The organism is Enterobacter sichuanensis (assembly GCF_009036245.1).
Lineage (GTDB): Bacteria > Pseudomonadota > Gammaproteobacteria > Enterobacterales > Enterobacteriaceae > Enterobacter > Enterobacter sichuanensis.
Window position 1 is genome coordinate 2,355,634 of the sequence record NZ_CP027986.1, and the last position, 24,215, is coordinate 2,379,848.

22 protein-coding genes are annotated in these 24,215 nt (G+C 57.2%); 13 read left to right on the forward strand and 9 right to left on the reverse strand.

Features of this window, described 5'->3' with window-relative positions:
* Positions 1-2: 2 nt before the first annotated feature.
* The 7 genes from C1N69_RS11375 to C1N69_RS11405 all read right to left on the reverse strand — a co-directional run bounded on the left by C1N69_RS11375 (position 3) and on the right by C1N69_RS11405 (position 8,905).
* A complete protein-coding gene (locus tag C1N69_RS11375) occupies positions 3-1,520 on the reverse strand; it encodes a carbohydrate porin (RefSeq protein WP_155031207.1) in 1,518 nt (505 codons plus the stop codon).
* Positions 1,521-1,693: 173 nt separating this feature from the next.
* The gene (locus C1N69_RS11380; RefSeq protein ID WP_155031208.1) at positions 1,694-2,584 is read right to left on the reverse strand and encodes an aminoimidazole riboside kinase; all 891 of its coding nucleotides are present in this window, start codon (positions 2,582-2,584) and stop codon (positions 1,694-1,696) included.
* A gap of 88 nt (positions 2,585-2,672) precedes the next feature.
* Positions 2,673-3,884 (reverse strand): diguanylate phosphodiesterase, encoded by a 1,212-nt coding sequence (locus C1N69_RS11385; RefSeq protein ID WP_155031209.1) that lies wholly within the window; start codon positions 3,882-3,884, stop codon positions 2,673-2,675.
* A gap of 177 nt (positions 3,885-4,061) precedes the next feature.
* On the reverse strand, positions 4,062-4,193 hold the full coding sequence (locus C1N69_RS23070; RefSeq protein WP_266153382.1) for a hypothetical protein: 132 nt from the start codon (positions 4,191-4,193) through the stop codon (positions 4,062-4,064).
* Positions 4,194-4,392: 199 nt separating this feature from the next.
* Positions 4,393-5,079, reverse strand: a complete 687-nt coding sequence (locus tag C1N69_RS11395; protein ID WP_155031210.1) for a DUF2931 family protein — start codon at positions 5,077-5,079, stop codon at positions 4,393-4,395.
* A gap of 10 nt (positions 5,080-5,089) precedes the next feature.
* Positions 5,090-6,778: a T6SS phospholipase effector Tle1-like catalytic domain-containing protein gene (locus C1N69_RS11400; protein WP_155031211.1), complete on the reverse strand. Its 1,689-nt coding sequence runs from the start codon at positions 6,776-6,778 to the stop codon at positions 5,090-5,092.
* 645 nt (positions 6,779-7,423) lie between these two features.
* Positions 7,424-8,905 (reverse strand): alpha/beta hydrolase, encoded by a 1,482-nt coding sequence (locus C1N69_RS11405; protein ID WP_155031212.1) that lies wholly within the window; start codon positions 8,903-8,905, stop codon positions 7,424-7,426.
* Positions 8,906-9,171: 266 nt separating this feature from the next.
* On the opposite strand from C1N69_RS11405, the gene C1N69_RS11410 reads away from it, so the two are divergent.
* Genes C1N69_RS11410 through C1N69_RS11440 form a run of 7 tightly spaced genes read left to right on the forward strand, consistent with a single transcriptional unit; the run spans position 9,172 to position 16,005 of the window.
* Positions 9,172-10,026, forward strand: a complete 855-nt coding sequence (locus C1N69_RS11410) for a MurR/RpiR family transcriptional regulator (RefSeq protein ID WP_155031213.1) — start codon at positions 9,172-9,174, stop codon at positions 10,024-10,026.
* 12 nt (positions 10,027-10,038) lie between these two features.
* Entirely contained in the window at positions 10,039-10,614 is a 576-nt protein-coding gene (gene ddpX, locus C1N69_RS11415; RefSeq protein ID WP_045285768.1) for a D-alanyl-D-alanine dipeptidase, read from the forward strand.
* A gap of 15 nt (positions 10,615-10,629) precedes the next feature.
* The gene (locus tag C1N69_RS11420) at positions 10,630-12,162 is read left to right on the forward strand and encodes an ABC transporter substrate-binding protein (RefSeq protein ID WP_155031214.1); all 1,533 of its coding nucleotides are present in this window, start codon (positions 10,630-10,632) and stop codon (positions 12,160-12,162) included.
* Between the two features lie 22 nt (positions 12,163-12,184).
* Entirely contained in the window at positions 12,185-13,207 is a 1,023-nt protein-coding gene (locus tag C1N69_RS11425) for an ABC transporter permease (protein WP_047958649.1), read from the forward strand.
* A complete protein-coding gene (ddpC, locus tag C1N69_RS11430; RefSeq protein ID WP_095440625.1) occupies positions 13,204-14,097 on the forward strand; it encodes a D,D-dipeptide ABC transporter permease in 894 nt (297 codons plus the stop codon). The genes C1N69_RS11425 and ddpC overlap by 4 nt, the downstream gene beginning before the upstream one ends.
* A complete protein-coding gene (locus C1N69_RS11435; protein ID WP_155031215.1) occupies positions 14,097-15,083 on the forward strand; it encodes an ABC transporter ATP-binding protein in 987 nt (328 codons plus the stop codon). The genes ddpC and C1N69_RS11435 overlap by 1 nt, the downstream gene beginning before the upstream one ends.
* Entirely contained in the window at positions 15,076-16,005 is a 930-nt protein-coding gene (locus C1N69_RS11440; protein WP_155031216.1) for an oligopeptide/dipeptide ABC transporter ATP-binding protein, read from the forward strand. The genes C1N69_RS11435 and C1N69_RS11440 overlap by 8 nt, the downstream gene beginning before the upstream one ends.
* Before the next feature lie 88 nt (positions 16,006-16,093).
* On the opposite strand, the gene C1N69_RS11445 is transcribed toward C1N69_RS11440, so the two are convergent.
* The gene (locus C1N69_RS11445; RefSeq protein ID WP_047958653.1) at positions 16,094-16,522 is read right to left on the reverse strand and encodes an OsmC family protein; all 429 of its coding nucleotides are present in this window, start codon (positions 16,520-16,522) and stop codon (positions 16,094-16,096) included.
* Between the two features lie 133 nt (positions 16,523-16,655).
* Between C1N69_RS11445 and C1N69_RS11450 the strand changes: the two genes are divergently transcribed.
* Positions 16,656-17,618, forward strand: a complete 963-nt coding sequence (locus C1N69_RS11450; protein ID WP_420841809.1) for a hypothetical protein — start codon at positions 16,656-16,658, stop codon at positions 17,616-17,618.
* Here the strand turns inward: C1N69_RS11450 and C1N69_RS11455 are convergent.
* Positions 17,606-18,481, reverse strand: coding sequence for a LysR family transcriptional regulator (locus C1N69_RS11455; protein ID WP_155031218.1), 876 nt, complete (start codon positions 18,479-18,481; stop codon positions 17,606-17,608). The genes C1N69_RS11450 and C1N69_RS11455 overlap by 13 nt on opposite strands.
* Positions 18,482-18,591: 110 nt before the next feature.
* Between C1N69_RS11455 and C1N69_RS11460 the strand changes: the two genes are divergently transcribed.
* The 5 genes from C1N69_RS11460 (at position 18,592) to C1N69_RS11480 (ending at position 24,061) form a co-directional block, all read left to right on the forward strand.
* The gene (locus C1N69_RS11460; protein ID WP_047958656.1) at positions 18,592-19,443 is read left to right on the forward strand and encodes a Vmh family MBL fold metallo-hydrolase; all 852 of its coding nucleotides are present in this window, start codon (positions 18,592-18,594) and stop codon (positions 19,441-19,443) included.
* A gap of 232 nt (positions 19,444-19,675) precedes the next feature.
* Positions 19,676-19,891, forward strand: a complete 216-nt coding sequence (gene bdm, locus C1N69_RS11465) for a biofilm-dependent modulation protein (protein ID WP_155031219.1) — start codon at positions 19,676-19,678, stop codon at positions 19,889-19,891.
* A 95-nt stretch (positions 19,892-19,986) separates the two neighbouring features.
* Entirely contained in the window at positions 19,987-20,124 is a 138-nt protein-coding gene (gene sra / locus C1N69_RS11470) for a stationary-phase-induced ribosome-associated protein (RefSeq protein WP_008501714.1), read from the forward strand.
* 176 nt (positions 20,125-20,300) lie between these two features.
* Positions 20,301-21,998, forward strand: a complete 1,698-nt coding sequence (locus tag C1N69_RS11475) for an NAD-dependent malic enzyme (RefSeq protein ID WP_013096532.1) — start codon at positions 20,301-20,303, stop codon at positions 21,996-21,998.
* Positions 21,999-22,351: 353 nt separating this feature from the next.
* Positions 22,352-24,061: an ABC-F family ATP-binding cassette domain-containing protein gene (locus C1N69_RS11480; RefSeq protein ID WP_126800064.1), complete on the forward strand. Its 1,710-nt coding sequence runs from the start codon at positions 22,352-22,354 to the stop codon at positions 24,059-24,061.
* Positions 24,062-24,215 lie beyond the last annotated feature (154 nt).

Here is a 24,215-nt window from a genome sequence, read left to right on the forward strand (position 1 = left end):
GGTTAAAACCAGGTTTCCATCTGGACCCCAAAGTTCCATTCCCCGCCGGCGTTGAAGCCGCTGCTGCCAAAGGCATCATCGCTGACGTAATTGTCCAGTTTGCTGCTCCAGTCCATCCAGGTGGCAAACAGGCGCAGCTCAGGACGGCTAAAGAAGTCGCCGATCTTGCTCGCTTTTAACGTCGGTGCAAAGGTCAGCTTGTAGAAACTGCCGTTGACGGCGTTACGGTCCTTATAGCCTTGCGGATCTAAATCCATGTACTGATAGCTGCCCTCAAACGCCAGCGCGAAATTCTGCGTCACCTCTTTAATCAGACGGGTGTTGAGCGTTACCCACTCATAGCTATCGCCTTTGGCGTAGCGGTCTTTACTGCTTTGCGCCAGCACGGCAGGCGCAATGCTCCAGCCACCACCGATGGGCGTGACACCGTAACTTGCAAAGCGCCAGGTATCCGCTTCAGACAGCAAAGCGCCGTCAGAGCCGATGCTTTTCACCTCTGCACCCAGCCCGTGACCATACAGCAGCGCCGTTTTGGCCGTCCCTTCACGCAGGCCATAGAAGCTCTCATTATGTAACCCCACCAGGGCATGCACGCCGGTATTGGCGGCGTCCGTCTTTATAAGATCGCCGTTGGTGTCTTTGCGGTCGTCGTTATCTTTCGCCCGCAGGCCGCTCACCATCAGCTGGAACGGGCCGGCGAAGTGGTTCATGCTGAGGATATAGTTCTGAACGTTGTTGTCGGTCTGCTCCACGCTGCCGAAGTTGCGGCCATAGATGGAGAAGTTGCTACGCAGCGAATCGTTCCATTTCACGTCGTAGACGCCGCCACCGGTACCGGCCAGGAACACCACGTCGGAATCCAGCCAGTGGATGTCAAAGTTGTCGCGGTCAAAGCGTTTACCCGCCCAGAAGGTACTGCCCTTCAGCGCGCCGGTAAAATCAGGCAGGTTGCCCAGCTCCGCGAAGGCCTGACGAATATTGAGATCGCTGGTATCGGCAGACCAGTCGTTATAGGTTCGCTGACCGTCGGCCAGCATCGCTTTGAAGCGCGTGGTCGCCCCGTTATCCAGGGTTTGTTTATGCTCCAGGTTCAGTTCAACGTAGGTATCGGCTTCGTTACCCAGACGCCCTACTGCACCGCCGGTTTCGCCGGCTGGCGTCAGGTAAGGACCGCTTTTGCTGCTGGAGGCGGCATCGTTCATCAGCAGGCCCGAACGGGCATAGCCGTGAAACTCAAACCCGCCGCTTTGATCCGCCTTCTTCTCCAGCGCGGTGGTGCGCTGCGCCACCTCCTGGGTTGTCGTTTGCGCCTGCTGCTGCGCGGCCACCAGCTGCTGTGTTTTTTGTTCTGCCGCCGTGGCGCGTTTCTCTGCCACCTGGGCACGCGTTTCCGCATCCTGGAGGCGCTGCTCCATTGCGGCAAGGCGCGCTTCGATACTGGACATATCGGTCTGGGCAAAAACAGAGGTACTGCCGGCCAGCATGCCTATCATCACGGCAAGTCTGCGTTTTTTATACATTTTGTCGCATCCCTAAAAGAAGTCATTAAACGTGCTAAATTGCTAAACCGGTTTAGGTTGCTGATACTAAACCTGTGAATTTTGGATCGGCAATCTTTTTTGCTAAACCGTTTTAGTAAGTGTGATCGAGGCGACAATTCAGGCCGCCGACTGGCGGCCAGTGAAGGGAGGAATTACAGCTCGTGCTGCCAGGGCAATGCGGTCATTGCCCCTTTGGCGGTAGTGGCTAACGCGCCGCAGCGCTGGGCCAGGGCGATAACCGGCGTCAGGTCCTGCCCGACGGCCAGGCCGTAGAGCAGGCCCGCCACGAAGGCGTCCCCCGCGCCGGTGGTATCGACGCACTGAACGGGCGTGGCCGGATAGTGTTTTACGCTACCTTCATGCCAGGCCGTCACGCCCGTTTTACCCTGGGTGACCAGCACCAGCCGCGCCGGGCAGCGCTGCATCAACGCCTCCAGACCGTCGTTTACCTGCGCACAGCCGGTGAAAAAGGCCAGCTCTTCGACCGAGAGTTTTACCACGTCGGCGCGTTGCAGGGCTTGCTCCAGGCAGCTATGCAGGGCGTTCTCATCCGGCCAGAGATCCGGGCGAATATTTGGGTCGAAACTGACGTAACCGCCCGCCTCGCGGATGGCGGCCATTGCCTGAAACGTCGCAGTACGGCTCGGCTCTGCGCTGAGCGCGATGGAACAGACGTGCAGCCACTCCCCGGCGCTGAACGCTGGCAGATCGGCGGGTTCCAGAAACAGATCGGCGCTCGGGCGCACCATGAAGGTAAACGAACGCTCGCCGTGGTCGTCCAGATCGACCACCACCGTCGAGGTGCGGTGTGCCGGGTCAAGGCGCATCTGCTTAACATCGACCCGCTCCTTCGCCAGCGTCTGATACATAAAACGCCCGAAAGGATCGTCGCCAACCCGGCCGATAAAGGCGCTCTGGCCGCCCAGTCGGGCAATTCCGACTGCAACGTTTGCCGGTGCCCCGCCAGGACATTGCAGTAGCCGGCCTTCTCCATCCGGCAGCAGATCCACCACTGCATCGCCAAGTACCCAGATTTTTTTCATGTGACCCTCTAAGCTAAACATTGTTAAACCGTTTTAGCTATTTAAGCACAGGCCAGGCAAAGGGGAAATAACGGGAAGGAAATTTGGCTTAACGCATCAGATGCGGCCAGTGAATATCACCGACGCCATTCAGCTGCGGACGGGCAAACAGAAAGCCCTGGAATCGGCGGATCCCGGCAGATTCGAGCCAGCACCACTCCTCTATCTTCTCGATCCCTTCGGCCACCAGGGTAATTTCAAGGTCGGAGCAACAGCTGATAATGGAGCGCACAATCGCCTGCTTCACGCCGCTGAGGTGGATATCGCTGACAATTTCCCGGTCGATTTTAATTTTATCCGGCTGAAAACGGGTCAGCAGAGAAAGACCGGCATAGCCGGAACCAAAATCATCGATCGCCAGGCCAACCCCCTCACCGCGAAGCTGCTTAATGGCGCTGTTGAACTGGTTGAAGCCGGAGATCATCTCGTTCTCAGTGACTTCAATAACCACCTGCTCCGGCTGCAACCCGTGTTGTTTGATCTGATTGACCAGAAACTCGACGGCACCAGGCACATTCACCAGCGACATGGGCAGCAGGTTGACCGCAATTTTATGGCTGCCAATCCCCAGTTTTTCCGCCAGCGCAAAAGCATACGCCTTTGTCTGGAGATCAACTTCGTAGATTTTGTCCGGGTCGAGGGTGCTGAAGAAATGCTCCGGGCTGCCGCCGTCATTGCCGCGGATCAGGGCTTCAAGGGAGCTGATCGTCCCTTCCGAGGGCTCGACAATGGGCTGAAGCGCAAACTGACAGGGCTGACCGGCAATCAGGCCCAGGCTCTCACCAAAGGGTAAGGTTTCGGGGGCGAGTGTCCATTTTTCAGGGACGTAGCGTGTTCCCGACGAAGACGGACGTTTGCCGGTGATAAACGTCTGAATGAATTTGAACACCCGATCGTCGGAGACAAGATAGCTGTCCAGCTTGCTGTATTGCAGAACCGACTGCAGCACCTCTTTCGGCGACTGGGTTTGCAGATCGAACAACAGCATGCCGACATTTTCAAAACGTCTGCGCGGGCCATAGTCCCGCATCAGTTCAACCACCCCGCTGTGACGCGGGTCCTGACGGATGGTATGGAACAGCCTGACCACGCTCTCTTCGGAACCTTCGAGAATTTGCAGGACATCGCTCCCTTTAGACAGGAGTACACCGGTAATATTCAGCTTTGCGTTGCGGCCCCTGGCGCGCTCGACCAGCTCCCGCAGTTCGGTGGACGGGTGAGATAAATTTAACTGGCTTCGGTAGATTAGCGTCGTCAGCACAAAAGGGGTTCCGATGAGAAAGGTGCCTTGAAGCTACTGTTTAACATACTTAATCAATGCGACCTAACATATTCACGCCACAAGAGGTGTGTTTGGATATCGAAAATGATAGTTCGTTAAAGTTACCTGGCTTTGTCTGGTCTAAGGCAACGTAACTTACCGAAAACCTCGAGCCGGTTACTTTGCCAGGTATATACTCACCAGTGCCGGCAGGTTGAAGGGATAGAAAAAATTAAACTGTCGGCGATCGTGGCAACCGGCGAGTAATATGACACCCAACATGGTCGCTACCAGCGGTAATCGTTTCATCCCTGCCTCCTCAGAAAAGTCCGTCCAGCGCGTCCGCATTCGCCCGCTCGCTGTCTTCCCACTGTTGCTGGTCATCCATCCGCCACACCGTCCGCACCCACCCTTTTACTGGCGACACGAAGGTGCACTCATTCTTCGGTGCCTAGTTGTTAACTGTCGTGCAGCCGTCCGGGCCAGCGGCCCGCCGGACAGAGCCTCCCTACCAGTTACCATACGGATAGTTTTTTCCCTTGATGAATTCGGGTGTCTTTCCGTAATAAACATACCCGTCAGGATGTTTCGTGACTCCTTTGCATATCAGCATTTCATTTCCTGTCAGCGTGAACTGCCGGGCGGGATGCTGGAGCACAACAGGATCGCCGTTATCCTCCAGCCAGACCCGCACCGTTCCACCCGGTGCCAGTCCGATAATCATATTATCCCGGTAATACGTCTTTCCCGGCTTATAGGCATCAGGATAGGCTGTGAGCATCTGCTGCCATGTCTCCCGACTGAACCAGATCTCCGTTTCGTACGCCTTTTTATCGATAACCGAGTCCCAGCACACCGTCATCCTTACAGGCAGCGCCTTGCTGATATTAAAATTGGCTGAAAAACCACCCACGCGCTGGCTCCATGTCCCCACGCTACTCTGGCTCGGTTCTGTGGGATCCAGTCGCCGGAAAATACTTTCCCGGATATCCCCGTCCTCCAGATACACCATGGTCACCAGTGCCGGCAGGTTGACGGGATAGAAAAAATTAAACTGCCAGTGATCGTAAGGCAGTTTCTGCCCCCACTGTTCCACGCCATCCCCTAACAAAGACTTCACTCCCTCCCGGCGATCGTGGCAGCCGGCGAGTAATATGACACCCAACATGGTCGCTACCAGCGGTAATCGTTTCATCCCTGCCTCCTCAGAAAAGTCCGTACAGCGCGTCCGCATTCGCCCGCGCCCTGTCTTCCCACTGCTGCTGGTCGTCCATCCGCCATACCGGCCGCACCCACCCTTTGGCCGGAGCCATCGGCCACACGAAGGAGCGTTCATCCGTCGGCGCATAGTGGTTTCGCAGGAAAACCTCACCTGATGAAGGATTCACCCACAGGCTCAGGTCAGAGTCGATGTTCCAGTTCGCTGAACAGTGCAGGTAACGCCCGATGGTCCGCATATCCTCTGCAGTAAAGCCCTCAGGCTCTACGCCCAACCGGACTGCGCGCCCCTGTGCTATCGCTTTCTCACACAGGAGAACCAGCTCAGCAGGAAGTGTTGTATCTGGGTTTTGCGGGTCAATATCCCCGAAAATAACCCCGGCGTCCTGTGCCGCATCGAGCATCACGCGCATGCTCACCTTTTCCCAGTCGTTCGGCACCGCCCGGCGAGTCATAAATACCGCCGCGCCGGATTTCTTCTCAAAAATAAACGCCCGTGCCTTATCCCGGTTAACCAGTGGCCACGAAATCATTTTCGTCTCCACCTCACCATGCGGCATCAGGTACTTCAGCGCCGGCAGCGAATATAGCGTCTGACGCATCTTCTCCGCCTTACGGTATACTGCCGTCTGCATTTCATCCGAGCTTTCCGGTATCACTTCAAAGTCCGGCATCGTCAGCAGGGATATTTCATCCTCTCCCGCGTTGTAGCCTCCGCCGATATCCGAGTGCGCACCCGGCAGCGCCAGTTCCGGCCACATCCCCGCTATGCTGTTCAGGCTGAAGTTATATCTGCACTCGTGCATTGCGCTTATCTGAAACACCTTCTGCGCCACCGAGGGACGAAGTTCGAGGTTGACGCCGGGGTTGCTGCGCCCGTTGATGCCGTAGAAGTTCAGCAAACTCCCGATGGCCGCCACCGTGTCAAACAGTCCCAGAAAGCGTACCTCTCCCGCCGCTTTTCCATGGTGCCCTGTCAGGTCTAATCCTTTATCTATCGCCACCGCTATCTCCGCGTCCTGGTTCATCACCCGGTTGGCGAAGTGCCGCGCTGCCGCTGCTCCGCGGCTGAAACCGAACACGTCAAACTGCACCTTCGCAATCGCCACTTTGTCACGGTTGAGTTTGATAAAACGGGTCAGCTCTGCGCTGATTTTGTCAAGCGCCTCATCTGTTTTCGTCACCACCCCTTCAAACTGCCGGATAAGGCTGCTGCCCAGCGCCGCTCCCAGCATAGAATCGCTTTCACCGTCCGCCGTCCCGATGCCGCTGACGTAGATTTTTACCTGCGCCTCTGTCTCACTGTCGTTGAGTTCATCACTAGGCTGATAAAGGTCAAACAGCCGCGAAATATTAGTGATGCCGCCCTGCCAGCTGGCGTTCCCCAACCCTGCTCTGGCATGCTTTTCATACTTCTCGCACGCCCTGGCACGATCCTCGCCGACCAGACCAGCGCAGTGGGCATATGCCAGCCGCAGATCGTCTGAATTCGCCCGGTTGTTCCCCGTGCCGTCAAAGAAGACACCTACGGTCAGCGTGATCCCCCTGACTGGCACCCGTCGGCAATGGACGACTTTTTCTGTGCAGTGAATACTGGTTCGGTGGGTATTGTCTCCAATAATTTCATACCGGTAATAGCGGGTATCTTCCGGCGCAGCCTTCTCGTTTGTGCCCATGGAAAGTCCTTTTAATTTCGCGGGTTAATAATTATCGCATCTTACCTTAACTAAAATCAGCGTTCTATCTTCGATTTCTTCCACCAAGAAGAACCACTAAAACAAGGATATAAGTAGTGATAACGTTAATAAGAATGCCGTTCGCGTCCTCTTATAGGCTCATAGCTTCGCGAGAGTAATTGAGTCCATGTCTTCGCAATTCGGTTCTTATGAACAGTATGGAGTAACGTTTCAAGACAATAAATTTTCAGTTGACCGTCAGTTGCGGTTGGCGATGAATCTTTGCGCTGCATGGTTAAACTGAATCATTTGAGAAATATTAAAAAGACAAAGTGGGTTCAAGGACTAAAGCCATCATTTCATATTTGCTGATATTTAAATAAAACTTCTTATAAGTCTTTAGATAATCATATAATGAAAAAGTCCCCCCCTGGATAATTGAATGTCCATCAAATAAAATCAACAGCAAAATCAATAACTTATAAAAAACTGATTTTCTGCCTATTTAAATCACATCTAAGATTAAGTGTTGTAGTAGCATTTTCCTTAAGAAATATCCACTCGATGTATGATTAATATTAGATAATACCGAACTGATAAAAATTAAATTTTTTACGAGTTCAAACTGTACTCTGCAAGGGAACGTTACTTCTCTCCGTCCCCAATCCGGCTGTTGATCCTCTCCAGCATATAGTCATAAAACGGGTTCGAGGTGACCCGCATCAGCGCCTCTTTGCCGACGCTCAGCACGGACGTCTCTCCCCACAGCGCAATTGTCCCCAGACTGATGCCGTAGTGGTTTTTCACGCCAGGCTCGCGGCCATAGAGATCGTCATCCGGCGGGAACGGCACCGCAACGTGCGACAGGGAATAAACATCCTGCGGCAAGGACTGGGCGAGCGGCACGACCGTCTCGCGGGTACTGCCTGCCGGAGTTGTTTTCGCTACCACCGAGAAACGGTGTTCGTCCCCATTGGTGATCACCGTGACACTGTAACGCCTCTGTGCAACCGGCAGCAGCGCCGAGGTTGCCGTCCACGACGACGGTTTGAACAGCGGGCGGAAGCTGGCAGCCTGATTGATGTCAAACACCACCAGCTCGCTGCCGTTTGCCGGAAGCTGGTCAAACAGACCGGTGACCACCGCGCGGGTGCTGACCGTGGAATCCATCACCGACTGGAACGCCAGCACCGGCGGCAAATTCTCCAGCCTGTTTTCCCGCGCCGCGCGGCCAATCTGCTCCTGCAGGGCTTTCGTCAGCAGCCACGACTGGCGGGCGGCGTTAACCGGGAAAGAATTGTATTTATACGGGTTATATTCCGGGGCGATATTCAGCCACGCCGCTTTGGCAAATGCCGGCAGCAGCGCCGGGAGCCCGGCGAAACCGGCGAACCGCGCAAAGGCCGTCACGCCGATCATCGGCGAAAGCAGTATCACCTGCTGCGGTTTTCGCAGCGCAGGCGCGTCCAGCGCATCGAGGGCATATTTCATCGCCAGCGCTCCGCCGTTGGAGTAGCCCACCAGATGCAACGGCACATTCTCTCCCGCCAGACGCGTGGCTTCCCGCACGGCAAGCCGCGTCGCCGCCAGCCACATCTCCCAGTCAACGCCGGTCAACGCCCCGGGGGCGGTGCCGTGCCCGGGCAGGCGCGGAACCACGGCCACGAAGCCGTGTTGCTGATAGTTCAGGGCAAGATGCCTGACGCTGTAAGGCGAGTCCGTCAGCCCGTGCAGCAGTACTACCGCGCCGCGGGGCTTTCCGGCTGGCATCAGCACAAATGAGCGGTTGGCATCAGGTGAAAACTGACCGGGCCACACCAGGCTCTGGCGATAATAACGGTTTAGCGGCGTTTGCTCCTCACGCCCTGTTTTCGCCGTTACCGCGTTATCCAGGTCGGCGAAAATCGCCTTTACCCGGGTGAGATATCCGGCAAAATCGGCATTATCCAGCTCGCGCACGGACATTTCATCTGCCCGCCAGGTGTGCCAAAGGTGCAGTTCCGGTCCCTGCTGCGAAAGATACACCCGCACCGCCAGCAGGACGACCACGACGATCCCAACAACCATCGCCATTTTCTTTGCAAGCGCGATAACGCGCACGCTGACACGCCAGGGCAAATTCGCCATGCCGGGATCCCTTTTATCTTCACAGTGCCTCTATCTTATCAAAAATGTGAACAGGCTGACGTATTCACCAAATTCATACCTGCCGTGTCAGACAGTGCACCAAAAGTGAACTACGCTGCACAAATGTTGATCATTCGTTAAACAAATATTGCGTGAATTTTACCGCACAGCGGGTTTTACCCGCCCTGTGAATATGGCACGCGTCATGCATTGTTAACGTGGTAACAGAAATCTGGCTTTTGACAGCCAGTTAACAGCGAGGCGGTATGACGACGAAACCAGAGATGTTGAATCGTATCGAAGCGATCTTCAGCCAGCTAACGCCCAGCGAAAAGCGGGTTGCAAGCTGGCTGCTGGCGCACGCCGCGCAGATCCCGTTTGAAACGGCGGAGAGCGTCGGTCTGGCGAGCGGAACCAGCGGGATCACCGTCGGACGCTTCCTGCGCAAGCTGGGGTATCGCAATCTTGAAGATGCCAAAAAGAGCCTGCGCGACCCATATCAGCCCTGGGGCATGAACGAGCGGCTGGACTCCTGGCAGCAGCAACGCCCTCTGCCCAACCGTCTTCAGCACGCTCTGTCGCTGGAGGTGGATGCCATCACTCAGGTGTACCAGCTGGCGCAAACGGACGTCTTCCGCCAGGTGGTGCATAGCCTTGCTCACGCCGACGCGGTGTTTGTGCTGGGGATCCAGTCCACGCGCGGGATCGCCAACGCCTTCTTCAGCCACCTCGAGTACCTTCGTCCGCGGGTGAGCTATTCCGAAGGCGCATCCGGGAGCTGGGTTGAATCCCTGAACTCGGGGTTTGCGCATCCCTACGTCGTGCTGACCGATACGCGCACCTACTCCGCGATGGCGCGTCAGTACTGCCGCGTCGCGAGCGAGAAAGGCATTCCGCTGGCCTTAATTACCGACATCTGGTGCCCCTGGGCGCGGGATTACCCGCTTGATTTGCTGCAGGTGAAAACCGATACCGGTCATTTCTGGGATTCCCTTGCCCCGGTGAGCTGCCTGTTCAACCTGCTGCTATCGGGCGTGGTGGAAGCACTGGGTGATGCGCTTCCGGCGCGCCTGGCGGTCAACCGGGAATTACAACAAGAGTTTGGACAATTCGAACGCTAAAGGAGCGGAGCTATGCCCGAAGAGAGTCAACTGATTGATGTGGCGAAGACCTTTCCCACGCTGCATATCGATCTGAAATACGCCACCGCCGACAACATCACCGGCCGCCCGATTTATCAGGAGGCGCTGTGCCTGCTGCATACCGACGCCGCCACCGCGCTGGCAAAAGCCATCAGCATTGCCGCGCTGGCCGGGCTCAAGCTGGTGGTCTACGACGCCTATCGACCGCAGCAGGCCCAGGCCCGGCTGTGGGATGCCTGCCCGAACCCAGAATATGTCGTCGACGTGGCGATTGGCTCCAATCACAGCCGCGGTACGGCCATCGACGTCACGCTGATGGACGAACATAACGTCGTGCTGGATATGGGGGCCGGTTTTGACGAAATGCACGACCGTTCGCATCCGTATCACCCCTCTGTGCCGCCGCACGCCCAGCGCAACCGTCTGCTGTTGAACGCCATCATGTTCGGCGGCGGTTTTGTCGGGATTGCCAGCGAATGGTGGCACTTCGAACTGCCGAACGCCGCCAGCTACCCGCTGCTTGAAGACCGTTTTGCCTGTTTTCCCCAGACGCACACCTCTCTTTAAACCTGGAGCACTGCCATGAAAACATCGCTTCTCTCGACCATCATTGCCGCTACGCTGGCCCTGAGCGCCCCGCTGGCGCTGGCCGCCGTCCCGAAAGATATGCTGGCGATCGGTAAAGCCGCCGACCCGCAAACGCTCGATCCTGCTATCACCATTGATAACAACGACTGGACCGTTACCTATCCGTCCTACCAGCGTCTGGTCAAGTACAAGCCCGGTTCGACCGAGGTGGAAGGCGATCTGTCGACGGGCTGGAAAGCCTCCGACGACCAGAAGGAGTGGACGTTTACCCTGGCGGATAACGCCAAATTCTCCGACGGCACGCCGGTCACCGCCGAGGCGGTCAAACTCTCCTTTGAGCGCCTGCTGAAACTCAGCCAGGGGCCGTCTGAAGCCTTCCCGAAAGACCTGAAAGTGGAGGCCATTGATGACCACACGGTGAAATTCACCCTCAGCCAGCCGTTCGCCCCCTTCCTCTACACCCTGGCGAATGACGGGGCCTCCATCATTAACCCGGCGGTGCTGAAGGCCAATGCCGCGGACGACGCGCGCGGATTTCTGGCGCAAAACACTGCCGGCTCCGGGCCGTTCATGCTGAAAAGCTGGCAGAAAGGCCAGCAGTTGATCCTGGTACCGAATCCCCACTGGCCGGGCGAAAAGCCGCACTTTAAGCGCGTGTCGGTGAAAATCATCGGTGAAAGCGCCTCCCGCCGGCTGCAGCTTTCCCGCGGCGACCTGGACATTGCTGATTCTCTGCCGGTCGATCAGCTCGCGGCCCTGAAGCAGGAAGGGAAAGTGGCCGTCGCAGAATACCCCTCCCTGCGCGTGACCTATCTCTACCTCAACAACAGCAAAGCCCCGCTCAACCAGGTGGATTTACGCCGGGCCGTCTCCTGGGCGACGGACTATCAGGGCATGGTCAAAGGCATTCTGAGCGGCAATGGCAAGCAGATGCGTGGCCCGATCCCGGAAGGCATGTGGGGCTATGACGCCACGGCCATGCAGTACAGCCTTGACGAGGCCAAAGCCAAAGCGGCCCTGGAGAAGGTGAAAGACAAACCCGCCAGCCTGACCTTCCTCTACTCGGATAACGATCCGAACTGGGAGCCTATTGCCCTCTCGACCCAGGCCAGCCTTGGCAAGATCGGCATTAACGTCAAGCTGGAGAAACTGGCCAACGCCACCATGCGCGACCGCGTCGGCAAAGGCGATTACGACATCGCCATCGGTAACTGGAGCCCGGACTTTGCCGATCCGTACATGTTCATGAACTACTGGTTTGAATCAGACAAAAAAGGGCTGCCGGGCAACCGTTCGTTCTATGAGAACAAAGAGGTCGATTCGCTGCTGCAGGCCGCGCTGAAAACCACGGACCAGGCGGAGCGCACCAAAGATTACCAGCAGGCGCAAAAGGTGGTGATTGACGAGGCGGCCTACGTTTATCTGTTCCAGAAGAACTACCAGCTGGCGATGAACAAAGAGGTCAAAGGCTTCACCTTTAATCCGATGCTCGAACAGGTATTCAACATCGCCACCATGAGTAAGTAACCGTTTCGCCGGGGGAAAGTGTATGACGTTCTGGAGCATTGTGCGCCAGCGCTGCTGGGGGTTACTCCTGGTGGTGGCCGGTGTCTGTATTATCACGTTTATTATTTCGCACCTGATCCCCGGCGATCCGGCTCGTCTGCTGGCCGGTGACCGCGCCAGCGACGAAATCGTGCAGAACATTCGCCAGCAGCTGGGGCTGGATCAGCCGCTGTATGTTCAGTTTGGCCGCTACGTAAATGCTCTGGCCCATGGGGATTTAGGCATCTCCATTCGTACCGGACGTCCGGTCGCCGAGGATCTGAAGGCCTTTTTCCCCGCCACGCTGGAGCTGGCCTTCTGTTCTCTGCTGCTGGCGCTGGTCATCGGCGTGCCGCTGGGGATTTTGTCAGCGGTATACCGTAACCGCTGGCTGGATCATCTGGTACGGCTGATGGCGATGACCGGTATTTCCACCCCGGCCTTCTGGCTCGGTCTGGGCGTCATTGTGCTGTTCTACGGGCATCTGCAGCTTTTGCCCGGCGGCGGCAGGCTGGATGACTGGCTCGACCCGCCGACACACGTCACCGGTTTTTATCTGCTGGATGCGCTGCTGGAAGGCAACGGCGAGGTCTTTTTCAATGCGCTTCAGCACCTGATTTTACCCTCGCTGACGCTGGCGTTTGTGCATCTCGGCATCGTGGCGCGTCAGGTTCGCTCGGCGATGCTGGAGCAGCTTAGCGAGGACTATATCCGCACCGCCCGCGCCAGCGGCCTGCCCGGCTGGTATATCGTCCTGCGCTACGCCCTGCCCAATGCAATGATTCCGTCCATTACCGTGTTGGGGCTGGCGCTGGGGGATCTCCTCTACGGCGCCGTACTCACCGAAACCGTTTTTGCCTGGCCGGGAATGGGTGCCTGGGTGGTAACGTCCATTCAGGCGCTTGATTTCCCTGCCGTGATGGGCTTTGCGGTCGTCGTTTCGCTGGCCTACGTGCTGGTTAATCTGGTGGTCGATCTGCTTTACCTGTGGATTGACCCGCGAATCGGGCGCGGAGGTGCCGAATGATGTTGACTCAGGAAACGTCCGTCCCTGTTAAGAGCGCCAGGCAACGTATCAACTGGGCAAAGCTGTTCTGGATGCTGCGTCAAAGCCCGCTCACGATCGTTGGCGGCGTCATTATGCTGGTGATGCTTTTCATTATGGTGGCCGCACCGTGGATCGTACCGCATGACCCGAACGCGCTGGATCTGACTGCTCGCCTGCAGGCGCCGTCTGCGCAGCACTGGTTTGGCACCGATGAGGTGGGACGGGATCTGTTCAGCCGCGTACTGGCGGGCAGCCAGCAGTCCATTACCGCCGGACTGGCGGTGGTGGTGATTGCAGGAGGCATTGGCTCGCTGGTGGGCTGTTTGTCCGGCGTACTGGGCGGGCGCGGCGACGCCATTATTATGCGGGTGATGGACATTATGCTCTCCATTCCTTCCCTGGTGCTGACCATGGCGCTGGCGGCAGCGCTCGGGCCGAGCCTGTTTAACGCCATGCTGGCGATTGCGATTGTCCGCATTCCGTTTTACGTGCGCCTGGCGCGCGGGCAAACCCTGGTGGTGCGCCAGTTTACCTACGTTCAGGCCGCCCGCACGTTCGGCGCATCCCGCTGGCATTTGATCAGCTGGCATATCCTGCGCAACGCCCTGCCGCCGCTGATTGTGCAGGCTTCGCTGGACATCGGCAGCGCCATTCTGATGGCCGCCACGCTCGGGTTTATTGGCCTCGGCGCGCAGCAGCCCACCGCCGAATGGGGCGCGATGGTGGCCGTGGGCCGCAATTACGTTCTGGACCAGTGGTGGTACTGCGCATTTCCCGGAGCGGCGATTTTGATTACCGCCGTGGGCTTTAACCTGTTTGGCGATGGCATCCGCGATCTGCTGGATCCGAAATCGGGAGGAAAACAGTGATGACCGAACCGGTATTACGCATTGAAGACCTGCACCTGAGCTTTCCGATTTTTCGCGGGGAGGTCCACGCGCTGAACCACGTCTCGCTGGAGATTAACAGGGGGGAAATTGTCGGCGTGGTGGGCGAATCGGGATCGGGCAAGTCCGTGACCGCCATGCTCGCCATGCGGCTGCTGCCGGAGGGCAGCTATCGTATTCATCATGGCCAGGTGAAGTTACTCGGCGAAAATGTCCTGACGGCCTCCGCGAAACAGCTTCGTCAGTGGCGCGGTGCCCGGGTGGCGATGATTTTTCAGGAGCCGATGACCGCCCTCAACCCGACGCGTCGGATAGGCAAACAGATGGTGGAAGTGATCCGCCAGCATCAGCCGCTTTCGCGGCGCGAGGCGCAGCAGAAGGCGATGAGCCTGCTGGAAGAGATGCAGATCCCGGACGCGAAGGCGGTGATGGCGCGCTATCCCTTTGAACTCTCAGGCGGTATGCGCCAGCGGGTGATGATCGCCCTTGCCTTCTCCTGCGAGCCGGAGCTGATTATCGCCGACGAACCCACCACCGCGCTGGATGTCACCGTCCAGCTGCAGGTGCTGCGCTTGCTGAAGCATAAGGCGCGGGCCAGCGGCACCTCGGTGCTGTTTATCAGCCATGATATGGCTGTGGTGTCGCAGCTCTGCGACAGAGTGTATGTAATGTATGCCGGCAGCGTGATCGAGAGCGGATCCACACAAACGCTGATCCACCAGCCCGTGCATCCCTACTCCATTGGCCTGTTGCAGTGCGCCCCGGAAAACGGCCAGCCGCGCGACCTGCTCCCCGCCATCCCCGGTACGGTGCCTAACCTCAGCCAGCTTCCGCAGGGATGCGCGTTCCGCGAACGCTGCTTTGCCGCCGGGGCGAAATGCAGCGAAACGCCGCGCTTACACCCTTCTGGCGCAGAGGGCCAACAGGCCGCCTGCTGGTATCCACAACGGGAGAAAGCCCATGTCTGATGTACTGCTGGAACTGGATAGCGTGCACGTGAACTTCGCGGCGCGCAAAAACTGGCTGGGGCGCGTCACGGAACAGGTGCATGCGCTCAACGGGCTCGACCTGCAGATCCGCCGCGGGGAAACGCTCGGTATTGTCGGGGAATCCGGCTGCGGGAAAAGCACGCTTGCCCAGTTGCTGATGGGCATGCTTAAGCCCAGCACCGGCGCATGTCAGCGGACGCCCCACGCGGGCGGTATGCAGATGGTGTTTCAGGATCCGCTCTCCTCGCTCGACCCGCGCCTGCCGGTCTGGCGCATCATCACCGAGCCGGTGTGGGTGCAAAAACGCAGCAGCGAGCGGGAGCGACGTCAGCTGGCTGAACACCTGGCGCTGCAGGTGGGTATTCGCCCGGAATATCTCGACCGCCTTCCGCACGCCTTCTCCGGCGGGCAGCGCCAGCGCATAGCCATCGCCCGGGCGCTCTCGTCCGATCCGGACATCATCGTGCTCGATGAACCCACCAGCGCGCTGGATATCTCCGTACAGGCGCAGATCCTCAACCTGCTGGTGACGCTACAACAGCAGCGTAATCTGACCTACGTGTTAATCTCGCATAACGTCTCGGTGGTCAGGCACATGAGCGATCGCGTGGCGGTGATGTACCTCGGGCAGATTGTCGAGCTGGGCAGCGCCGCGCAGGTTCTGGGCGCGCCGCGCCATCCCTATACCCGTCTGTTGCTTGATTCGGTCCCCCGCACCGGTGAACCGCTGGACGAAAATCTGGCCTTGCGCAAAACGGAGCTTCCCGGCAACCGTCATCTGCCTGAAGGCTGTTTTTTCCGCGACCGTTGTCCGATGGCAACGCAGGGATGTGAACGTCCCCAGCCGTTACAGCCCTCTCGCGAGGGCCGTAACGTCCGCTGCTGGCGCAATCTGGATTAGATTTGTGCCATCCCGCCGTCCACAAACAGCCGGGTAAGCGTAGCGCCACCCGGCAAAAGGGATAGCCGGGCGCTAACCCGGCTCAGGCTTAGTTAAGCGTATAGTCCAGCGTGATCTCGGCTTTCAGTACCTGCGACACCGGGCAGCCCGCCTTGGCTTTCTGAATAATGCCGTCAAACTTCTGCGGGTCGATACCTGGCACAGTAACCTTACTGGTTAGCGCAATTTTGCTGATTGCAAAGCCACTATCGGTTTTATCCAGCGAGACATCCGCAGTGGTATCAATGGAATCCGCGGTGTAACCCGCTTCACCAATCATCAGCGACAGTGCCATTGAGAAGCAGGCAGCATGTGCTGCACCAATCAGCTCTTCCGGGTTGGTCCCTTTGGCGCCTTCGAAACGGGTATTAAAGCCGTAAGGTTGTTGATTCAGGACGCCACTTTCAGTAGAAACCGTCCCTTTCCCCTGCTTGATATCACCGGACCAGTGTGCCGAACCGTGCTTATGAATCGTCATTCTTGCTCTCCTTTTGGCTTACAAAGGGTTAAGTATAGACTACGTATCTGCCCCACCCCGGAACACAGATAATTCCGGGACATTCACCTGCTGTACCGACAAAAAGGATAAACCTGTGGCGCTAAAAATCAGGATGGCCGTTGCGGTAACCACGCTGTCTCTCTCGTTATCTTTGCTGGCGAAAACGCCGGAGAACTTTATCTACACCAGCTCCGGCGAACTCGACGCGGCGTTCCCGCTCGTTGCGCGAAGCGACATCGGCGGCGTTCAGATCGTCTATAACTGGCGGGCGCTTGAGCCCGATAAAGACCGGTATGACTTCTCGCGGATTGAACGGGATCTGGCGCGCCTTCAGGCCGCGCGAAAAAAGCTCTTCATCCAGATCCAGGACCGTTTTTTTGAGCCGGGCGCCCGCTACGTCCCGGATTATCTGCTGCACGATAAGCAATACGGTGGCGGACTCGCACCGCAGTTCGATAACCCCGGCGAAGGCAAGCCCGTCGGTTCAGGATGGGTGGCGCGCCAGTGGGATCCTGCCGTGCGTCAGCGCTACCAGGCGCTGCTGGCGGCCCTTGCGAAGCGCTTTGATGGAGAGGTGTATGGGGTAAACCTGCCTGAAACCGCCATCGATATCGACGAAAAACATCCGCCCGCCGGGTTTAGCTGCGACAGCTACTTCGCCGGTGAAATGGAAAACCTGGCCTTTGCGCGTAAGGCTTTTCAGAAATCCCATGTGGTGCAATATGTCAATTTCTGGCCGTGCGAATGGGATAATGACCATAACTACATGGGGCGGCTTTTTGCTTATGCCAGCGCCAACAACATCGGCCTGGGCGGGCCGGACATCGTGCCCAACCGCAAGGCGCACATGAAAAATGCCTATCCCTTCTTCCATAAAAATAAACAGACGCTGCCGCTCATCGCGATGGCGGTGCAGGAGCCTACCCTGACCTATAAAAATCCAAAGACCGGTAAGCCCTTCACCAAGGCGGAATTTGACCAGTTTGCAGAAAACTATCTCGGAGCCGATATTATTTTCTGGAGCACGGCTTCGCCCTGGCTACAGGAGAAGTCGTCGCCCCCTCATGCCAGGTAGCGGGCCAGCTCATCAAGGAACACCCGCAGCGCGGCAGGCTGGTACTCCCGGGACTGATAAATGCCATGGATGGCCAGCGGTTTCGGCTCCAGCGCCGCCAGTACCGGCACCAGCAATCCCTCCTCCAGGGCGGCACGCGCTTCGCGCTCCGGCAGCATGGCAATACCGCAGTGTTTCATCGCCGCGTCCATCAGTAGCGAAGAGATGCTGGCGCTCAGGTTGCCGCTGACGGCGACGCTCAGGCTTTCCCCTTCCGGGGTCAGAAAGTGCCAGGACTGCCCGGCAAAAAAGCTGTAGTGCAGGCAGTTATGCTGCGCTAATGCTTCGGGGCTGTCGGGTGTCCCGTGCTGTGCCAGATAATCCGGCGAGGCGCAGAGTACCGAACGACACTCCCCCAGGCGGCGGGCAATCATCCCGGGCTCGGGGTTGTCGGTAATACGCACGGCAACATCAATACGCTCACCCACCAGGCTCACCGGGTGATTATTCACGTCCAGCTCGATACGCAACTGCGGGTAGCGCGAGAGCAGATCAGGTAGCACCGGCGCAATCAGGTGCATGGCGGTAAAGTGCGCGCAGGCCACTCGCAGGGTGCCTGACGGTAGATCTTTTTCCGACTGGCCCTCAATTTCCTGCGAGATCTGCGAGAGCGTCCGCGTTTTTTGCAGCACCTTTTCGCCTGCCGCGGTCAGCGTCAGCTTGCGCGTGGAGCGGTTTACCAGCCGGGTTCCCGCCCACTTTTCCATTTGTTCCAGATAGCGGCTTACCATCGGCCGGGAGATCCCCAGCGCGCGGGCCGCCGCGCTCAAACTTCCCAGCTCGCATATCCGGTTATAAACCTGGGCGGCAATAACGCGATCCATATCTACTCCATCTGCTCGATTTATGAAACTAAGCATGTCTTGTTTCAGGAATTCTGGCAAATACGAATATCCGTACAATAGACACATTCCTGAACAACAGAGACAACAGCATGAAACTCACTCACATTGCCCTGCTTTCCACCCTTTTCACGCCGGCCGCGTTTGCCGCACCGCTGAACGTCGATACCTATAACCCGCAGGAAAAAGGCATTTTCGCGGTCTCTTCCACGCTGGTTTCCGGTCCGAAGGAAGCGGTGCTGTTTGACGCGCAGTTCAGCGTGAAAGATGGCGAAGCGCTGGTGGAGAAGATTCGCCGCAGCGGCAAAACCCTGAATAAGATTGTGATCACATCCGGCGATCCGGATTTCTACTTTGGCCTGCAGCCGCTGGTTAAAGCCTTCCCGAATGCCAAAGTGGTGGCCACACAGCACGTGGTTGACCATATTAAGGCCACCAAAGACGCGAAGCTGGCTTTCTGGGGCCCGCAGATGAAAGACGGTGCGCCAACGGAACTGGTTGTTCCGCAGGTACTCGCCTCCACCACGTTTATGGTTGACGGAGAAAAGATCGACATCGAGCAGCCTGACAGCTACGCGGCCTATGTGTGGATCCCGTCAGCGAAAACCATCCTCGGCGGCACCGGGGTAGCCTGGGGTATTCACGTCTGGACGGCAGACACGCAGACCGCGGAAAGCCGTAAGCAGTGGCAGGATACCCTGCAGGCGATGGCTGCGCATAAGCCAGAACGCGTGATCCCGGGTCACTATCTGGGTAACCCACCCGCGGGTAGTGGCGCGATTGATTTTACGCGTGACTATCTGCAGCGCTTTGAAAAGGCTTTAGCTGCACATAAAGATTCCGCTGGCGTTATCCGTACCCTGAAAAAACAGTATCCGAATCTTGCGGAAGAGAGCTCGCTGGAATTAAGCGCTAAGGTCAATACCGGCGAAATGAAGTGGTAATTTAAATGCTGCTCCTGCTCTATTTTCATGATGGCAGGAGCACCTCCCTAATATTCCCTCCGTGACGCGCCAATATATTCTCACCCGTTAAAACCACATAAAAGCATGCACTTAAGACATTTATATTTCTAAGATGAATCTGAACCACAACCGGGGAAATATTTGCCATTCTGTTTATGAATTAATTTTTTTGCGAGCCGTACCATTAAACAGACAACGACACGGAGGCAGCATGTTTACTTATTACCCGGCTAATACCGCAGCAGCACAACCTGAACTCGTTAACGCGATTGCGCAGGGTCTTCACGCCGAGCACGGTGCTGTGACTGAAAATGACATTTTAATGGAACTGACCAAATGGGTGGAATCCACAGACAATGACATCCTCAGTGACATCTACCAGCAAACCATTAACTATGTCGTCAGCGGGCAAAACGCACCCTTGTAAAAACCTGCTAAGCTGGATCTGCAACCTAAGGGGTTACATTTCGTTTGCGTAAGCAAACTGGTCCTTAAAACTATCAACAGGATTGAGGAGTTAACATGAAATCGAACCGTCAGGCACGCCATATTCTGGGACTGAACTACAAGCTTTCTAATCAGCGCAAAGTGGTGATTGAAGGCGACCATGAGACGCAAGTCACTCACGCCACCGGCAGAAAACGCCACGCCGGCAAGTAAGTTCCAGAGTGAGATCCAGAACACCATCGGTAATCCCGATGGTGTTTTTGTTTATGTGTTGCGGTAATTCATATTTAGCTCCTTTATAATACCGCCGGACCGCATCCCATCGCACAGGCCAGAAAGATGACAAACAGCAGTGTCAGGGACGGATCTTCATAAAAAGAGTGAGTGACATGGACAACAAACTGAAAAAACATCGTTCCTTATACATCCCATACGCCGGACCGGTTTTACTCGAATTCCCCCTGCTCAACAAAGGCAGCGCCTTCAGCATGGAAGAGCGCAGTAGCTTTAACCTGCTGGGTTTACTGCCGGAAGTGGTGGAAACCATTGAAGAGCAGGCAGAGCGCGCGTGGATCCAGTATCAGGGTTTCAAAACTGAAATCGACAAGCACATCTACCTGCGTAACATTCAGGACACCAATGAAACCCTCTTCTACCGCCTGGTGCAGAACCATCTGGAAGAGATGATGCCGGTGATCTACACCCCGACGGTAGGTGCGGCCTGTGAGCGTTTCTCTGAGATCTACCGCCGCTCCCGCGGGGTATTTATCTCTTATCAGAACCGTCACAACATGGACGACATTCTGCAGAACGTGCCGAACCACAATATCAAAGTGATCGTGGTGACTGACGGCGAACGTATTCTCGGCCTCGGCGACCAGGGCATTGGCGGGATGGGGATCCCAATCGGTAAACTCTCCCTCTATACCGCCTGTGGCGGCATCAGCCCGGCGTATACCCTGCCAGTGGTGCTGGATGTCGGTACCAACAACCAGCAGCTGCTTAACGATCCGCTCTATATGGGCTGGCGTCATCCGCGTATTACCGACGACGAGTATTATCAGTTTGTCGATGATTTCATCCAGGCCGTGAAGCACCGCTGGCCGGACGTGCTGCTGCAGTTCGAAGACTTCGCGCAGAAAAACGCGATGCCGCTGCTGAACCGCTATCGCGATGAGATCTGCTCCTTTAACGACGACATTCAGGGCACCGCCGCGGTGACCGTGGGGACGCTTATCGCCGCCAGCCGCGCGGCCGGCAGCCAGCTGAGCTACCAGAAAATTGTCTTCCTGGGCGCGGGCTCTGCGGGCTGCGGTATCGCCGAGCAGATTATCGCCCAGACCCAGCGTGAGGGCCTGAGTGAAGAACTGGCCCGCTCCCGCGTCTTTATGGTTGATCGCTTCGGCCTGCTGACTGACGGTATGCCGAACCTGCTGCCGTTCCAGACCAAACTGGTACAGAAGCGCGAGAACCTGAAAAACTGGGATACCGACAACGAAGTGCTCTCCCTGCTCGACGTGGTGCGCAACGTGAAGCCGGATATTCTGATTGGCGTTTCCGGGCAAACCGGTCTCTTCACCGAAGAGATTATTCGCGAGATGCACAAGCACTGCGAACGCCCTATCGTGATGCCGCTCTCCAACCCGACCTCCCGCGTGGAAGCAACGCCGCAGGACATCATTGCCTGGACCGAAGGTAACGCGCTGGTTGCTACCGGCAGCCCGTTCGATCCGGTCGTGTGGAAAGATAAAACTTATCCCATTGCCCAGTGTAACAACTCGTATATCTTCCCGGGCATTGGTCTGGGCGTTATCGCCTCCGGGGCGTCGCGCATTACCGATGAAATGCTGATGTCCGCGAGCGAAACCCTGGCGGGCCACTCGCCGCTGGTCAACGACGGCGAAGGTCTGGTGCTGCCAGAGCTGAAAGACATTCATAAGGTGTCGCGCGCTATCGCCTTTGCGGTCGGTAAAATGGCGCAGCAGCAGGGTGTGGCGGTGAAGACCTCTGCCGACGCGCTGCAGCAGGCTATTGACGACAACTTCTGGATGCCTGAATACCGCAGCTATCGCCGTACCTCGATTTAACTCTTCGCCTCAACCATTCCCTCTACCTTCGGGAGAGGGAATGGTTCCGAAACCTCAATATGAATCACACATTCACGCCCCACTAGCCAAACCCCTTTTCCCCCGCTACACTCCTTTCATCCATTAACCCACTGAATATATAAGGAGGCCAATTATGCTGTACTGTGAAATTTTCAATGTTTCACATACATTTGGTGATCGCACCTGCTCAAGCGTTATCGGTATCGTGCTGCGATAACTTCTGCTTGAGCGAAGACACCACCCCCTGAAATCCCTTCTCTCGGGCTTACTGAGTTATCGTCAGCGATGTTTGACGAGGCATAAACATGCCTGTAACTCTTGGGTAAGCAATAATGAGCACTTTACTCACTGCACAATCTTTACGCGTTGATACGGCGTTTGGCACGCTCTTCGACTCTCTCTCCTTTACGCTGAAAAAAGGCGACCGCATTGGTCTGCTGGGCGATAACGGCTGTGGCAAAAGTACGCTGCTGAAGGTGCTGGACGGCACTGACTCTCCTGCTGCCGGGACGGTAGCGCTGGCCGGGCACTGCCTGATGGCGCGCGTGGAACAACATCTGCCGGAGGCGATTCATCCGCTGACCATGCTGGATGCCGTCCTGGCCCGCTTGCCCTCTGCGGAACGCGACAGCCTGCGCTGGAAAGCTGAAACGCTGCTGGCGGGCATGGGCTTTACGCCGCAGGATATGGCGCTGCACGCCGCCACGCTCAGCGGCGGTCAGCACACCCGCCTGCTGCTGGCGCGGGCGCTGATCCACGAGCCGGACCTGCTCCTGCTTGATGAACCCAGCAACCACCTGGACCTGCCGACCATGCTCTGGCTGGAGCACTTTTTACAGCACTGGTCAGGCAGTTTCGTGCTGGTCTCGCATGACAGACAGCTGCTGGATGCCGTCACCAACGGCAGTTGGATCCTGCGCGATAAAACGCTGCACTACTTTGCCCTTCCCTGCACGGCGGCACGCAAGGCGCTGGAAGCCAGGGATGAAAGCGACGCGCAGCGCCACAAGGCGGAGCAAAAGGAGATCGACCGCGTGACCGCCAGCGCGAAGCGGCTGGCGACCTGGGGCAAGGTTTACGACAACGAAGACCTGGCCCGCAAAGCCAAACAGATGGAAAAACAGGTCGAACGCCTGAAAGAGAGCCAGACCTCGCTCACGGCGGGTAGCCCGTGGACGTTAAGCCTGCGCGGTGACGCGCTGCGGGCAGACCGTCTGCTGGAGATGGAAAACCTCAGCGTCCCGCCTGCGCCAGGGCTACCGCCGCTGTTTAACATCGAAACGGCACGGCTGAAAAGCGGCGATCGCGTGGCGATTGTCGGGCGTAACGGCTGCGGTAAATCGTCGTTAATGAAGCTTATCTGGCGACATTTTACCGATGAACCGGCGGACTGCGGGCTGAAAATCCATCCGCGCGTCTCGCCGGGCTATTACGATCAGACGCTGAACCAGCTCCCGGATGACGCCACGCTGCTTGATGCGCTGGAGCCTTTCGCGCCCGACCCGCAAAACCGGAAGATGGCGCTTATCAGCGCCGGGTTCCCGTGGTCCCGTCACGGGCAGAAAGTCAGCACGCTCAGCGGCGGCGAGCGTTCACGCCTGCTGTTTGTGGGCCTGACGCTCGCCCGCTATAGCCTGCTGATGCTCGATGAGCCAACCAACCATCTGGACATGGAAGGCAAAGAGGCGCTGGCAGAAACGCTGCAGCAGTTTGAAGGTGGCGTGCTGCTGGTCAGCCACGATCGTCAGTTAATTAGCCAAAGCTGCAACCGCTTCTGGCTGATAGAGGACGGTACGCTGAGCGAATGGCACGACGCGGAAGCGGTGTTTGCGCGGCTGCGTGAAAGCGCGGGGCTGGTAATGGCCACTGCGCCCGCTGCCGCCGCGACGGTTCAACCCTCACCGTATGACGATCTGCTTGAACGGCTGGTCGCGCTGGAAACGCTGCTGGCAGACGATCTGGCGCGCAAACCGAAACATCAAAAACCGCAGCTTCAGGCGCAATGGCGTAAAGAGATAGAGGAGATAGAAGCACAGCTGTAAGTCTGCGCCCGGCGAGCGCCTCGCCGGGCCAGCATTTTCCCCCTTAATTATTAGAGGAACGCCGTATTCTTAATCTGAAATCGGATTAAATGATGACATTATGTTGCCGCAGCCTTGCATTACCAGGCTAATGTATTAATCCTTAAGGGGTATT